Genomic DNA, 13891 nt, shown 5'->3' with positions numbered 1-13891 from the left:
GCGCCCAAAGTCCCAGGGGTCGAAAACGCGGGCCTACCTGACAGAAGTCAGAAAAGCGTCACAACACAGGCGTACCAACGATGCCGCTTTGACGACACTGCGTCACACCGACGGCTACACTTGACCTGTGTCACCGTGACCTCGGTCCCGGCAGCCCTATTGAAGTCATCACTCCCTATGAAAGGTGGCGCTGGTGGTTCTCACACCCTTGGCGCTGGACTCCCTCGATCTTGCTCGTTGGCAGTTCGGCATCACGACCGTCTACCACTTCATCCTCGTCCCCCTGACCATTGGTCTGGCCCCGCTCGTGGCGTTGATGGAGACCCTCTACAACCGCACCGGCAACAAGCAGTGGCTCGTGGCGACCAAGTTCTTCGGGAAGATCCTCCTGATCAACTTCGCCCTGGGTGTGGCCACCGGTATCGTCCAGGAGTTCCAGTTCGGAATGAACTGGTCTGAGTACTCCCGCTTCGTCGGCAACATCTTTGGTGCGCCGCTGGCCTTCGAGGCCCTCCTCGCCTTCTTCCTTGAGTCCACCTTCATGGGCCTGTGGATCTTCGGCTGGGACCGCCTGTCCCCCAAGCTGCACAACCTGTGCATCTGGATGATGGCGATCGGCGTCAACATCTCCGCCCTGTTCATCCTGGGGGCCAACTCCTGGATGCAGCACCCGGTGGGCGCCAAGATCGACCCTGACACCGGCCGCGCCGTCCTGGACGGCGTGGGCGGCTTCTTCGCTGTCCTGGGCAACCCCCTGCTGTGGACGACCTTCTTCCACACCATCACCACCTCCTTCCTGGTGGCTGGTGCCATCATCCTGGGCGTGTCCGTGTGGTGGATGACCAAGGCCGCCAAGGCCACGCAGGACTTCGAGGCTCGTCAGCAGTGGCGCCGTATGACCCGCTTCGGCGCGATCACCATGGTCATCGCCGGCGTGCTGTGCATGTTCTCCGGCCACTTCCAGGGCCAGCTGGTCGTCAAGGAGCAGCCCGCCAAGATGGCTGCCGCCGAGATGCTGTGCGAGACCGCGCAGGGTGCCGGCTTCACCATTGCAGCCTTCGGCTCGTGCGAGGACGGCAGTGCCAGCCACGTCGTCACCATCCCGAAGGTCTACTCCTTCATGGCCACCAACAACCCCAACGCTGAGGTCATGGGCCTGAAGGAGGCCCAGGAGCTGTACGCCAGCAACTACGGCACCACGGACGTGGCCGGCAACGAGATCGACTACACCCCCGACGAGATGACGACCTTCTGGACCTTCCGCGCGATGATCGTGCTGGGTGGCCTGAGCGTCCTGATCGGTGTGGTGTCCCTGTGGCTCATCCGCAAGGACCGGCTCATCACCTCCTCGGGCTACGGCAAGCTGGCCCTGTGGTCCATGGGCCTGCCCTTCCTGGCTTCCACCTTCGGCTGGATCTTCGCTGAGATCGGCCGTCAGCCCTGGGTCGTCGCCCCCAACCTGGCCTCCTTCGAGGCCGGCGACCCCGTCGCTCAGGTCTACATGCTGACCCAGAACGGCGTGTCGACCGTCGTCTCCTCAGGCACCGTCCTGACCTCGATGGTCATCTTCACCCTCCTGTACGCCGGCCTCGGCGTCGTCTGGTTCATGCTCCTGCGCCGTTACATCCGTGAGGGTGTGCGCACGCAGACGGAGCAGGGCTCGGCGGCCTCGCAGGAGACCGGCCAGGCCGCTCCTGCTCTGTCCTTCGAGTACTGAGCCGAGAGAAGAGAGAACACACCATGACGCTGCTTTCCATCCTCTGGTTCATCCTCATCGCCGTCCTGTGGATCGGCTACCTCACCCTTGAGGGCTTCGACTTCGGTGTCGGCATGCTGCTCAAGATCCTCGGCCGCAACGAGCAGGAGCGCCGAGCCATGATGAAGACCATCGGCCCGCACTGGGACGGTAACGAGGTCTGGCTGCTCACCGCTGGTGGCGCCACCTTCGCCGCCTTCCCGGAGTGGTACGGCACCCTCTTCTCCGGTGCCTACCTGGTCCTCTTCCTCATCCTGCTGTGCCTGATCGTCCGCATCTGCGCCATCGAGTGGCGCAGCAAGATCAACTCCCAGAAGTGGCGTGACAACTGGGACTGGGCGCACACCGTCTCCACCTGGCTGCCCTCCATCCTGTGGGGTGCCGCCTTCGCCAACCTGGTCCAGGGCATGAAGATCGAGGTCGTCGAGGTTGCCACCGGCAACGTCATCCCGGCCGAGAACGTCCCCTCCGAGACCCTTCTGGCTGGCGCCTCTCACGAGCTGACCGGTGGCTTCTTCAGCCTGCTGACCCCCTTCACCATCCTGGGTGGTCTGGTCACCTGCTCGCTGTTCCTGACCCACGGCGCGCTCTACACCGCGCTCAAGACCGCTGGTGACCTGTCCGCCCGCGCCGAGGCCTTCGCCCGCAAGTCCGCGATCGCCTCGACGGCGCTGACCGCCGTGTGGGCCCTGTGGGCCCAGCTGGCCTACTCGCTCAACGCCCTGGCCTGGATCCCGCTGCTCGTGGCCGCGGTCTTCCTCATCGCCTCGCTGCTCATGACCTGGGCTGGGCGTCAGGGCTGGGCCTTCTCCCTCCACTTCGGTGGCATCGCCTTCGCCGTCGTCTTCATCTTCTCGGCCATGGCTCCCAACGTCATGCGCTCGTCGATCGACGACTCCTACTCCCTCACGATCGCCCAGGCCGCCTCCGATGACGTGACCCTGGCGATCATGACGGTCGCCGCGATCATCTTCGTGCCGGTCGTGCTCTTCTACACGATCTGGGGCTACAAGGTCTTCTCCAAGCGCGTCAGCGCCGAAAAGATCGACCCCAACGAGGGTGGTCTGCACCCGACCAAGGTGCGTGACTCCGCTCAGCCGGAGGCCGCCGTCGGATACTGACGGACCTGGCGGTCTCCCAGGCCCTGAGCCCAGAGCCGTCACCAGAACGGACCCGCCCGTCATCCAGTTCAGCTGGGTGGCGGGCGGGTTCCTTTCGCCGTCGTTTCAGGCCCTCAACAGTCGGTTCCCTGGCGGGGAGCATGGGGACCGACTGTTGAGGGCCTGAAACGACGAGGATGGACGAGGACCAGGGTCCTACCCCACTATCCTGGGACGGTGAAGCCACTGGACCCCCGACTCATGCGCTACGCACGCTCGGCGCGCCGCTATATCGTGCTGACCGCCGTCACCGGGCTGGCCACCGCCGTCCTCGTCGTCGCGCAGGCCTTCCTCATCTCCCGGGTCATCTCCCCCGTCATCACCGGTGAGTCGACGGTGTCCCAGGTCCTGCCGTTGGTGGGCGTGCTCGCGGTCGTCGTCATCCTGCGTGCCTTCGTGCTCCTCATCCAGGAGGCCCGCGCGCACCGGGCGGCAACCGGCACCATCATCGAGCTGCGCCGGCTGGTCATCGAGCGGGCCGCGGCCCTGGGACCGCGTTGGCAGGCCGCCCACGGCGCCGAGACGACGACGCTGCTCACCCGAGGCATGGACGACCTGGAGCCCTACTTCACCCGATACCTGCCCCAGCTGCTCATGGCGGCTACGGTCACGCCGCTGACAGGCCTGGTCATGCTGCTCCAGGACGTCCCCTCCACCATCGCGGTGGTCCTGACCATCCCGCTCATCCCGATCTTCATGATCCTCATCGGCAAGATGACCCAGCAGCACTCCGCCGACCGGCTGGAGGCCATGGAGCGTCTGGGGGCCCAGGTCCTCGACCTCATCGCCGGCCTGCCCACGCTCAAGGCACTAGGACGCGAAATCGGACCGGGGCGGCGCGTGCGTGAGCTGGGACGAGCCTACAACCGCACCACGATGGCGACGCTGCGCGTGGCCTTCCTGTCCGGCGCGGTCCTGGAGTTCCTCACCACGCTCTCGGTCGCCATCATCGCCGTCGAGGTCGGCTTCCGGCTCCTGTTCGGGCACATGGACCTGGCCACCGGGCTGCTGGTCATCATGATCGCGCCTGAGGTCTACCAGCCCCTGCGCCAGGTCGGCTTCCAGTTCCACGCCTCAGCCAACGGCGTGGCGGCCGCGCAGGCCGTCTTCGAGGTCCTGGAGGCCCCCGCCCTCAGCTCCGGCACGCTGCCCGCTCCCCGCCTGGAGGACGCCAGCATCGAGCTGGAGCACCTCAGCGTCGCCGCTCGCGGGGCCTGGGCACCCCACGACCTGAGCGCCACGATCCGTCCGGGCCGCCTCACGGCACTGTCCGGGCCCTCCGGCGCTGGAAAGACCACGACCTCCGAGGTCTTCCTGCGGCTTTTGGAGCCTGAGCAGGGCCGTGTACGCGTCATCAGCGCCGACGGCGCCGCACAGGACCTGGCCGAGACCGAACCCACGAGCTGGTGGAGGCAGATCTCCTGGGTTCCCCAGCGTCCCGTCCTCCTGCCCGGCACCATCCGCTCCAACCTCATGCCCACCGACGACGTCTCCTCCCCGGATCACGGCGCGCACGCCCCGGTTCCGGCGCGGGTGCTGGAAGCCACTCGGGTCACCGGCTTGAACGAGGTGATCGACTCCCTGCCCCAGGGCTGGGACACCCCCGTCGGCCACGCAGGAACCGGCCTGTCCGTCGGTCAGCGCCAGCGCCTGGCACTGACCCGGGCCCTGGTGTCCACCGCTCCCCTGGTGGTCATGGACGAGCCCACCGCGCACCTGGACGCCGCCAGCGAGGCGCACGTGCTGGATGGCCTGGCTGCGCTGCGTGCCTCAGGACGCACCGTCGTCGTCATCGCCCACCGGTCCAGCGTCCTGGCCCTGGCCGACGACGTCATCACCGTCTCCAGCGCTCCCGCGCCGCAGGCCGGGCTGACGGCCAAGGACGATGGGAGTCCTGGCTCGGCACCTGCCGCCACCGCCCTCACTGACGCTGAGGAGGCCGCCCGATGAGCCTGTTCCTTCACCGCGACGAGCGACGAGCGCTGCGGCGTGCCCTGTCCCTCCTCGAGCTCGACGGCGGCCGTGTGGCCCTGTCCGTCCTCACCGGTGCGCTCGGCCTGACCTCGGCCGTCGCCTTGTCCGGCGTCGCCGCCTGGCTCATCGCCAGGGCCTCTCAAATGCCCGACGTCGTGGCTCTGGGAGTCGCCCCCGTCCTGGTACGCCTGTTCGGTGTCTCCCGCTCGGTGCTGCGCTACTGCGAACGCCTGGTCTCCCATGACACCGCGTTGCGCGGGATGAACGCCTTGCGGACCCACCTGTACGAGATCCTGGCCTCCTCGCGCACGGACATGGTAGCGAGCCTGCGCCGCGGAGACGTGCTCTCCCGCGTGGGCACCGACGTCGACGCCGTCGGGGACCTCGTGGTGCGAGGCTTCCTGCCCGCGGGTGTGGCGGCCACGGTCGGCCTGGTCACCAGCGTGGCGATCGGCCTGGTCTACTGGCCGGCCGGACTCATCCTGGCTGCCTGCCTCATCCTGGCGGGCGTGCTGGGCCCCATGGCTACGATCCGATCCGCCCGCGCTGCCGAGCTTGCCCGGCAGGAGCAGGCCACGGACCTGTCCGCGACGGCACTGACCGCGATCGACGGCGGCAGCGAGCTGAGCGTGGCCGGGCGGATGCCCCACCTGCTGGCCGATCTGGACCGGGTCGAGCGCCACCTGGCCGCCACCCGGGACAAGGCCGCCAGGCCTGCCGCGGTTGCGGCGGCCGTGGACACCCTGGCCATGGGACTGGCTGTGCTCGGAGCCGTCCTGGTTGGTCTGCCAGCCGTCGCCGCGGGGACGCTGGGACCGGTCTGGCTCGCCGTCATCGTCTTGGTCCCGCTGTCCGCCTTCGAGGCGACCGCCAACCTCGGACCAGCCTCGGTCCAGCTGGTCACCTCCGCCGGCGCCGCCGTGCGCATCATCGAGCTCGTTGACCGCGCCGAGGCCACAGCGCTGCCCACGCCGGACTCCGCCCAGGGCCCTCGGCTCTCATCGCCCAGCCAGGGTGCCTCCCGTCTGCGTGCGCGCGGCCTGGCCGTGGGGTGGCCCGGCGGCCCGGTGGTGGCCGAGGGGATCGACCTCGACCTGGGACCCGGTGACCGCCTGGCCGTGGTGGGCCCCTCCGGCATCGGCAAGACGACCCTCCTACTCACCCTGGCTGGCCTGCTTCCCCCGCGTGCAGGCGAGCTGACCCTGGACGGCGTGGTGCCCTGGTCCGTGCCCCGTGACCAGGTGGCGGAGCGCGTCACCCTCACCCAGGAGGACGCGCATATCTTCGACACCTCCGTCCTGGAGAACCTGCGCGTGGCCCGCGGCACCGTCACGCCGCAGGAGGCCACGGCGTTGCTCCAGCGCGCTGGCCTGGGCACGTGGCTGGCGACGCTGCCCGAGGGACTGGACACCGTCGTCGGCACGGACGCCACCGCACTGTCAGGCGGGGAACGACGTCGTCTGTTGCTAGCGCGCGCCCTGGCGGCTCCGGCCCCCCTCATGCTCCTGGACGAGCCGGGTGAGCACCTGGACACCGCCACCGCTGACCAGCTGGTGGCAGACCTGCTCACAGCAGACTCCTCCCGCGGAGTCCTGCTCGTCACCCACCGCCTCAGTGCCCTGGACTGCGCCCACGAGGTCCTGGTCCTGGGGACCCAGGCCTGTGGCCCGGCACGGGTGCGGGCCCGCGGCACCCATGCCTGGCTGAGCGAGCATGACGAGGGCTACCGTTGGTCGTTGGAACAGGAAGGAGCGGGACGTGCCTGAACAGCACACGCCCCAGCACGCACCGCACGCCGCTGGTGTCATGGTGCCGGGGATGCCCTCCACCGATCTGCTCATGTCCTTGCCCTCGGTGCCCAGCCCGGAGGACTCCTCAACCTTGGGCGCGCTGACCTACGCCGTGCACCTGGACGCCCTGGGATCCACCAGGAGCCACCGGGTCGCCCAGCCGCTGGAGGAGACGACGGTCGAGCTGTTGCGCGCAGCCCTGCGTCTGACCAGCTCCTTGCGCGTTCCTGACGCCCTCAGCCGCCTGGTGGACTCCGCCTGCTCGCTGACCGGCGCGACCTGGGGCACGATCGCCGTCGAGGACCGTTCCCGCACCACCGGGCAGCCCAATGACCCGGTCACCGCCGGGTCCGCCACGGCGTCACCCGAGCACCTCCAGGCGCTGCTGGGAACGGCCAGCTCGGAGCAGGAGGTCGTCGTCGTCAACGAGCTCATGGGCTCCTCCGCCTTTACCGGCGCGATCGAGGGCGAGGACCCGGGCTCCGTGCTCTCCGCTCCTCTCAAGGTCCATGACCGGGTCTACGGGCGGCTCTACCTGTGCGACAAGCCCGGTGGCTTCGGCCCGGCTGACGTCACCACCGTGGCCACGCTGGCTGAGGCCGCCGCCGTCGCCGTGGAGAACTCACGCCTGTACCGGGTCGCGCGCAGCCGCGAGCAGTGGATGGCCGTCTCCCAGGAGCTGACGACGATGCTCCTGTCCGGCGCCGAGCAGGACGACGCCCTGACCCTCATTGCCCGGCGGGTGCGCGAGGTCGCCCACGCGGACACGGCCGCCCTGGTCCTGCCCAGCATCGGCCAGACCTGGGTGTGCGAGATCGCCGACGGCGCCCACGGCGCTGACCTCATCGGCACCTACTTCCCGGCCGAGGGACGTGCCCTGCAGACCCTGTCCAACCAGACCGGACTCATCATCCCTTCGCTGCACGAGCTGTGGGACGACTCCCAGCTCCAGGTCGAGGCCCTGGCCCGCTTCGGTCCGGCGCTCTACGCCCCGATGATCCACCGTGGCAAGGGTGTGGGTGTCATGCTGCTCCTGCGCGAGCAGGGAGCCCCGCTCTTCACCGCCCAGGACCTGGAGATCGCTGAGCTCGTCGCTGGGCAGGCGACTATGGCCTTCGAGCTGGCTGACGCCCAGCACGCTGAGGAGATGGCGCTGCTGCTGGGCGAGCGCAACCGGATCGGTCGGGACCTGCACGACCTGGCGATCCAACAGCTCTTCGCCACCGGGATGCAGATCACGGCTGCCAAGGACCGGCTTCAGGCTGCCTCGCAGCAGGCGGGAGCCACCCAGGTGGACGTGGACGCCGTGTGCCAGGTGCTGGAGTCCTCGCTGGCAGCCGTGGACGACTCCGTGCGCCAGATCCGATCCATCGTCCGCTCGCTACGTGACCGGGACGAGGACGTCAGCCTCGTGGAACGCCTGCGCCGTGAGGCCTCGCTGGCCCGCACCTCGCTGGGCTACGCCCCTTCCCTGCTCCTGAGCGTGGACGGTCGCGGGCTGGCCCAGGCACCGCGCGAGGCCGAGGACGAGCTCATTGACGCCGTCGACGCCGCGGTGGAGCCTGATATCGCCGATGACATGGTGGCCGTGGTGCGTGAGGGGCTGAGCAACGTGGCCCGCCACGCCCACGCTTCCTCCGTGACCGTTGACATCAAGCTTGAGGGCGTGCTGCCAGCCGGCTGCCTGGAGCCCGAGCCAGGTCAGGAGGAGCCCAACGACGCCGCGACGGGCAGCTCCGCGCCCTTCTCCGGTAGCCCCGTCGTCGAGATCGTGTGCCGTGACGACGGCGTGGGGGTCGATCCCTCCGTCACGCGCCGCTCAGGAACCGCCAATATGGCCGAACGCGCTCGCCGCCACGGCGGCACCTTCGTCATCGGGCCACGAGCCAGGTCCGACGGCGGACGCCGCGGGACCTGCTTCACCTGGCGGGTACCGCTGGCCGAGCCGGCTCAACCGCGTCAGGTCCGGTAGCCCGGATACGCGTGTGGCCGCCCCAGCTGGGGCGGCCACACGCGTCCAGGTACCCAGGCTCAGTGGTTGCGCCAGCCCGAGGCGCGCTGCCCGGCCACCCAGGCGGCTACCTGGGTGCGGCGCTGCAGGCCCATCTTGGCCAGGAGCGCGGTGATGTGGTTCTTGACGGTCTTCTCCGCCACGCCCAGCCGCTCGCCGATCTCCCGGTTGGACAGGCCGTCCCCGATCAGCTCCAGGACCTTGCGCTCGGCGTTGGTCAGGTCAGCGGTGGGGTCGTCATGGTCAGCACGGCGACGAGTCACGGTGCGCTCGTCCAGCAGGACCCGGCCCGCGGCCACCGCCCGGACGACGTCGGAGATCTCCGCGCCGTGGACGGTCTTGAGCAGGTAAGCACGTGCCCCGGCCTCCAGAGCCTCCGCCAGTGCCTCGTCGTCGTCGAAGGAGGTCAGCACGATCGGCAGGGCCTCCCGCACCGTCTCGCGCAGGTCGTTCATCACCTCGATCCCGGTACCGTCAGGAAGCTGAAGGTCCACGAGCACGACGTCGGGGCGGACCAGCTCGGCACGGCGTACCGCCTCAGCGCGGCTGCCGGCCTCAGCGACGACGTCGAGGTCGTCTGCACGATCAATGATCTCAGCAATGCCGCGCCGGACGATCTCGTGGTCGTCCACGATCATGACGCGGACCTGCTCGGTTGAGGAGGGAGTCGGCATACGTGAGAGAGTACCAGCGCTGGGGACCAACGTCACAAAAGCCGCACCGCTTCCTTTCAGCATTCCCGCCCAGCAGCAGAGGAATCAGCTGCTGGTACCCCACCTGCGCTGGCACCGCGGGCAGAAGGTGTGGCTCCTGGCGCCGATGACCTGGCGCTGCATGGTGGCACCGCAGCGGCGGCACTCCTGACCGGCGCGCCCGTAGGCCTCAAGCTCGCGGGCGAAGAATCCGGCGGCGCCCTCGGCGTCAACGTAGAGGGCGTCAAAGCTGGTGCCGCCCACCTTCAGCGCCCGGCGCATCACCTCGGCGGTGGCCTCAAGGAGCCGGCGCCCGACCCGTGGACCCAGGCTGCGGCCGGGCGAGGCCGCGTGGACCCGAGCTGCCCACAAGCCCTCATCGGCGTAGATGTTGCCGACCCCGGACACCAGCTCCTGATCCATCAGCAGAGCCTTGACACCTCGCCGTGACGAGCGCATCCGCGCCAGGACCCCGTCATGGTCCACCGCGGGGTCCAGCAGGTCTCGCGCGATATGCGCCGCGTCCTGCGGCAGGAACGGTTGCGGTGATCCTTCTCCCCCGCTCGCGCCGTCAGACGTCGCCACCATCTCGCTCAGGCGCAGTCCCCCGAGCATGCGCTGGTCCACCAGGTCGAGCGCGGCCCCAGCCTGCGGATGTGGGTCTGCCTCACGCGAGGTCAGGTGGAGACGCACCCTCAGGTGCCTGGGGCGCACGGACAGGTCCCGCACCAGGCTCGGGGCGCGGGTCGCGGTCAGGTCCACGCGGGGCACAGACGGGTCCGCCACGACGGCGTCAGCAGCAGGCGCGTCGCCCACAGGGCCCGGCTCTTGGCCGCGCGCGCTGGTTGCCGGTGCTGTGCCCCTGACCAGAAGCTGCCCGCTCATCCCCAGGTGGGCGGACAGGGCGCGGCCGTCATCCAGGGGCAGCCACAGGAACTTACCGCGGCGCACGGCCGCTTCCAGCCTGCGCCCGGCCAGGCCCCGGATGAAGGCCTCCACGCCGCCCTCCTGACGCCGCAGCGCACGAGGCTCCAGGACCTCGACTCCCGTGACCACACGGCCGACGAGGTGGCGCTCCAGGCCCCTGCGGACGGCCTCGACCTCAGGAAGCTCAGGCACCCGCGCCGCCGGCAGGGCTGGACTGCCCGGTCGGCAGCCCCAGGTCCGCTCGCAGGGCCTCGGTCGCCCCGGGAATCTCCAGCCCTCCGTCACCGTGAGAGGCAAGGATCGAGGCGTAGGCCGCCTCGGCGGCGTCGTGCTCAGCGACCTTCTTTGAGCTGCCGGTCCCCTCTCCACGCTCCTGGCCGTCGACGACGGCGACGGCGGTGAAGACGCGGGCGTGATCAGGACCCACGCTCGTGACGCGATAGCTCGGGCTGCCCAGGCGGTGCACGGCGGCCAGCTCTTGCAGGCTCGTCTTCCAGTCCAGGCCTGCGCCGCGCGAGGGGGCCTCGGTGAGGAAGCGGCTGACCAGCCGCAGGACAACCTCACGTACAGGCTCCAGGCCGACCGTGAGGTAGGTGGCGCCGATGAGCGCCTCGACGGTATCGGACAGGATCGAGTCCTTGTCCCGCCCGCCGGACAGGGCCTCGCCCTTACCAAGCTTGATGAACTCACCGAGTCCCAGATCCCGGGCCACGCCTGCCAGGGCCGGCTCGGAGACCGTGGCCGCTCGCATCTTGGCCAGCTGTCCCTCGGGCACCTCCGGGTGGTCACGGAAGAGGTCCTCAGTGACGATGATCTGCAGGACGGCGTCCCCCAGGAACTCCAGGCGCTCGTTGGTGGGCAGGCCACCGTTCTCGTGCGCCCAGGAGCGGTGGGTCAGCGCCAGGTCCAGCAGCGGGTCCTCGATCTGACAGCCCCAGCGGTAGACCAGCGACTCCAGGTCCGTACGGGCCGGCGGAGCCGTCCTGCGAGAGGGCTTGTGCGAGCCTCGGGACATCAGGCCTGCTCCTCCTGACTCTGCTCGCCCGGCTCCTCCAGCAACGCGGACAGAGCCGACCAGCGCGGGTCCAGCACCTCGTGGTGGTGGTCCTCGGGAAGGTCGTCCAGGCGCTCACCGCACTCTTGGCACAGGCCCGCGCAGTCCGGGCGGCACAGGGGGCGGAACGGCAGGTCCAGGACCAGGGCATCACGCAGCGCCGGCTCCAGGTCCAGGCTCGTCTCCCCCACGAGGAAGAGGTCCTCCGCCTCCTCGTCCCCTTCCTCCTTCTGGGCCGCAGCGGCCTCGGGCAGGAAGTAGAGCTCGTCAAAGGTCACGGTGCGGTCCTCGTCCAGGTCGCGCAGGCAGCGCACGCACTCACCGTGGACGTGGACGTCTGCCTCCCCGCGCACGAGCACGCCGTCGTCCATGGAGGTCAATGAGGCAACCAGCGTCATCTCGCTGCCCTCGGGCACGCCGACGACCTCCGTACCCAGGCCCGTGGGCGCAGGCAGGTCGAGGCGGACGTTCTTGACCGAGCCTACCGCGCGCGGCAGGTCCACGATGTCGACGACGAGTCCGGTCACGGTTTCCTCCTCATGGTCCCGGTCCGGGTGCGGACCTTGCGGTGCGAATCTACCTGCCCGAGCCGGTCACCGCCGCCCGAGCGCAGCCTTCTCAGCGCTGGGCGGAGGGATCCACGGACCAGCTGGCTGACGAGCGCAGGGAACGCCGCGAAGGCTCGGGGCGCTCAGCCTCGGTGTGGCCGGGACCGTAGCCCGTGGAGGCCCGGGACTCCAGGCGCCCAGCCAGGACCTCACGTCCGGCACGCACCTGCTCGCCGATCCGTCCCAGCTCGATCTCCAGACTGGCCAGCGTGCGGTCGCAGTAGTCGTCAGCCCCGTGGCGCAGCTGGGCGGCACGCTCCTCGGCGGCGGCGATGATCGCGTCCGCACGGTCATTGGCCTGGCGCACGACGTTCTCCGAGGAGACCAGGCGCTCAGCCTCCTCGTGGGCGTGGCGGATCAGGCGCTCGGATTCCTTCCGTCCCTGAGCCGCGACGGCGTCGGCGTCCGCCACGATGTCCTCGGCCCGGTGCACCGCGCGTGGCACGGCCCGACGTGCACGGTCAATGAGGTCGAGGGCCTCCTCACGGTTGACGATGGCGGAGGCACTCATCGGCATGGTGCGTGAACCGGAGATGAGGCTGTCCAGCTCGCTGAGGATCACGAGCAGGTCGTCACCGGCGTCTGGGCTGGTGGTCACGAGTTCTTCCTTCCTTGAGGTGGCGCAGGGTATCGGTGGGAGGGCGCGAGGCCTGGCAGGCAGGCAGCCTCAGTCCTGCCCCAGCTCCTGACGCAGGGCTGCGGCGACGACCGGTGGGACCAGGGCCGAGACGTCTCCTCCGTGGCGGGCGACGTCCTTGACCAGGGAGGAGGAGACGTGGGCGTGGGCCGGCGCGGCCGCGAGGAAGACCGTCTCCGGGCCCCCTAGGTCCCGGTTGAGCAGTGCCATGGGCACCTCAGCGTCCAGGTCCGTGCCGTTGCGCAGGCCCTTGACGATCGCGGTGGCCCCGCGCCCACGGCAGTAGTCAGCCAGCAGTCCAGGCACCAGGTCCACCTCGGCACCAGGCAGCTGCGCCAGGGCCTGGCGTGCCAGGCTCAGGCGGGTCTCGGCGTCGAAGAGGTGATGGCCTGACTTGGCGGCGTTGTGCGCGATGCCGACGACGACCCGGTCAAAAAGGGTCAGGGCGCGTGCGACGACGTCGAGGTGCCCCGTGGTGATCGGGTCGAAAGAGCCAGGGTAGACGGCGAGGGTCATGGCGTGAGGGTATCGCCCTGCCCGGCTCGTGGGTGGCCCCGCGCCGCTGCCCGCCTCACTGTGGCCGACGGCGCAGCCGGGCCCGTCCTCTCCCCTCCTGTCACGGCCCTGCCCGCCTCGGGGACCGGGGCGGGCAGGGCCGGCAGGCTCAACGATCGAGGCGTCCTCAGCCGCGCTGGACCCCGATCCAGGCGTCCAGGACCACCGTGCGCGCGGTAGCGGCGAACTGCGGGCGGGTGTCAGGGCCGCACGAGCGGGTGCCGATGCCGTGGTGCAGCCCGTCCAGGTGGAGCCACAGGTGCTCGTCCTTGTTCAACTCCTCCACGTGGTTGGCCGCGGTGAGGTTGTCCAGGTGCCAGGCAGACAGGGAGAAGGCAGGAGCCCCGTGCGTGAGCACCATGAGGCGCAGCGGCCCGGCCTCGTCCTGACCGGTGAGCCACAGGCTGCGCAGACCCGGGTGGGTGCCGCCCTCCTGGGGCCGTACCTGCATCTCCCACAGGTCCTCGATCTGCCCCTGGAACACGCCGTGGCGCGCTGCCAGGTCCATGTCCGCGTAGGAGGGTGCCGGACCTGTCCCCGACCAGGTGGCCTTCTCCAGCCCGGCCGGCAGCCCCAGGCGGATCCCCAGACGCGGCAGGACGCTAGGCAGGGGCCCCGAAGGCTCGATCGTGGTGCGCATACGCAGCCCGCCACGCTCGGCGGTGAACCGTGTGGTGACGTCCAGGCGCCACTGCCGGCTCGGTGCGCCCGCGCGCGAGCGGACGGT

General features: G+C 69.8%; 12 protein-coding genes. 5 read left to right on the top strand and 7 right to left on the bottom strand.

Translation table 11 applies throughout. The annotated features are described in order from the left end of the window. Positions 1–193: 193 nt before the first annotated feature. The 5 genes from HMPREF0058_RS09065 to HMPREF0058_RS09045 all read left to right on the top strand — a co-directional run bounded on the left by HMPREF0058_RS09065 (position 194) and on the right by HMPREF0058_RS09045 (position 8652). Positions 194–1717, top strand: coding sequence for a cytochrome ubiquinol oxidase subunit I (locus HMPREF0058_RS09065; protein ID WP_034234811.1), 1524 nt, complete (start codon positions 194–196; stop codon positions 1715–1717). 23 nt (positions 1718–1740) lie between these two features. Continuing rightward, entirely contained in the window at positions 1741–2877 is a 1137-nt protein-coding gene (gene cydB, locus HMPREF0058_RS09060) for a cytochrome d ubiquinol oxidase subunit II (protein ID WP_006549478.1), read from the top strand. A 216-nt stretch (positions 2878–3093) separates the two neighbouring features. After that, positions 3094–4866, top strand: a complete 1773-nt coding sequence (gene cydD / locus HMPREF0058_RS09055) for a thiol reductant ABC exporter subunit CydD (protein WP_193390347.1) — start codon at positions 3094–3096, stop codon at positions 4864–4866. After that, positions 4863–6656, top strand: coding sequence for a thiol reductant ABC exporter subunit CydC (gene cydC, locus HMPREF0058_RS09050; protein ID WP_006549476.1), 1794 nt, complete (start codon positions 4863–4865; stop codon positions 6654–6656). The genes cydD and cydC overlap by 4 nt, the downstream gene beginning before the upstream one ends. Before the next feature lie 40 nt (positions 6657–6696). Continuing rightward, positions 6697–8652 (top strand): GAF domain-containing sensor histidine kinase, encoded by a 1956-nt coding sequence (locus HMPREF0058_RS09045; RefSeq protein WP_374044897.1) that lies wholly within the window; start codon positions 6697–6699, stop codon positions 8650–8652. A 59-nt stretch (positions 8653–8711) separates the two neighbouring features. Here the strand turns inward: HMPREF0058_RS09045 and HMPREF0058_RS09040 are convergent, their stop codons facing one another. From HMPREF0058_RS09040 to HMPREF0058_RS12830, 7 genes are all read right to left on the bottom strand, one after another. Continuing rightward, positions 8712–9365 carry a response regulator gene (locus HMPREF0058_RS09040; RefSeq protein ID WP_006549474.1) on the bottom strand — a complete coding sequence of 218 codons (654 nt, stop codon included), beginning with the start codon at positions 9363–9365 and terminating at the stop codon, positions 8712–8714. Between the two features lie 84 nt (positions 9366–9449). Next, positions 9450–10502: a bifunctional DNA-formamidopyrimidine glycosylase/DNA-(apurinic or apyrimidinic site) lyase gene (gene mutM, locus HMPREF0058_RS09035; RefSeq protein ID WP_006549473.1), complete on the bottom strand. Its 1053-nt coding sequence runs from the start codon at positions 10500–10502 to the stop codon at positions 9450–9452. After that, positions 10495–11325, bottom strand: a complete 831-nt coding sequence (rnc, locus tag HMPREF0058_RS09030; protein ID WP_006549472.1) for a ribonuclease III — start codon at positions 11323–11325, stop codon at positions 10495–10497. The genes mutM and rnc overlap by 8 nt, the downstream gene beginning before the upstream one ends. After that, positions 11325–11891, bottom strand: coding sequence for a YceD family protein (locus HMPREF0058_RS09025; RefSeq protein WP_006549471.1), 567 nt, complete (start codon positions 11889–11891; stop codon positions 11325–11327). The genes rnc and HMPREF0058_RS09025 overlap by 1 nt, the downstream gene beginning before the upstream one ends. Positions 11892–11982: 91 nt before the next feature. Further along, positions 11983–12570, bottom strand: coding sequence for a hypothetical protein (locus HMPREF0058_RS09020; RefSeq protein ID WP_006549470.1), 588 nt, complete (start codon positions 12568–12570; stop codon positions 11983–11985). A 69-nt stretch (positions 12571–12639) separates the two neighbouring features. Beyond that, positions 12640–13125, bottom strand: coding sequence for a pantetheine-phosphate adenylyltransferase (gene coaD, locus HMPREF0058_RS09015; RefSeq protein WP_006549469.1), 486 nt, complete (start codon positions 13123–13125; stop codon positions 12640–12642). Between the two features lie 166 nt (positions 13126–13291). Next, the coding region (locus HMPREF0058_RS12830) for a beta-galactosidase small subunit-related protein (RefSeq protein WP_006549468.1) at positions 13292–13891 on the bottom strand (600 nt) is incomplete at its 5' end.

This window comes from Actinomyces urogenitalis DSM 15434 (assembly GCF_000159035.1).
Taxonomy (GTDB): domain Bacteria; phylum Actinomycetota; class Actinomycetes; order Actinomycetales; family Actinomycetaceae; genus Actinomyces; species Actinomyces urogenitalis.
Note: the sequence above shows the minus strand (reverse complement) of the source record. Positions and strands in the feature narration are given on the sequence as shown.

Bases quoted from the DNA above. Each gene is read 5' to 3' on its own strand.
- cydB (WP_006549478.1), top strand. From the start codon at position 1,741: ATGACGCTGCTTTCCATCCTCTGGTTCATCCTCATCGCCGTCCTGTGG.
- cydC (WP_006549476.1), top strand. From the start codon at position 4,863: ATGAGCCTGTTCCTTCACCGCGACGAGCGACGAGCGCTGCGGCGTGCC.
- HMPREF0058_RS09045 (WP_374044897.1), top strand. From the start codon at position 6,697: ATGGTGCCGGGGATGCCCTCCACCGATCTGCTCATGTCCTTGCCCTCG.
- HMPREF0058_RS09040 (WP_006549474.1), bottom strand. From the start codon at position 9,365: ATGCCGACTCCCTCCTCAACCGAGCAGGTCCGCGTCATGATCGTGGAC.
- rnc (WP_006549472.1), bottom strand. From the start codon at position 11,325: ATGTCCCGAGGCTCGCACAAGCCCTCTCGCAGGACGGCTCCGCCGGCC.
- coaD (WP_006549469.1), bottom strand. From the start codon at position 13,125: ATGACCCTCGCCGTCTACCCTGGCTCTTTCGACCCGATCACCACGGGG.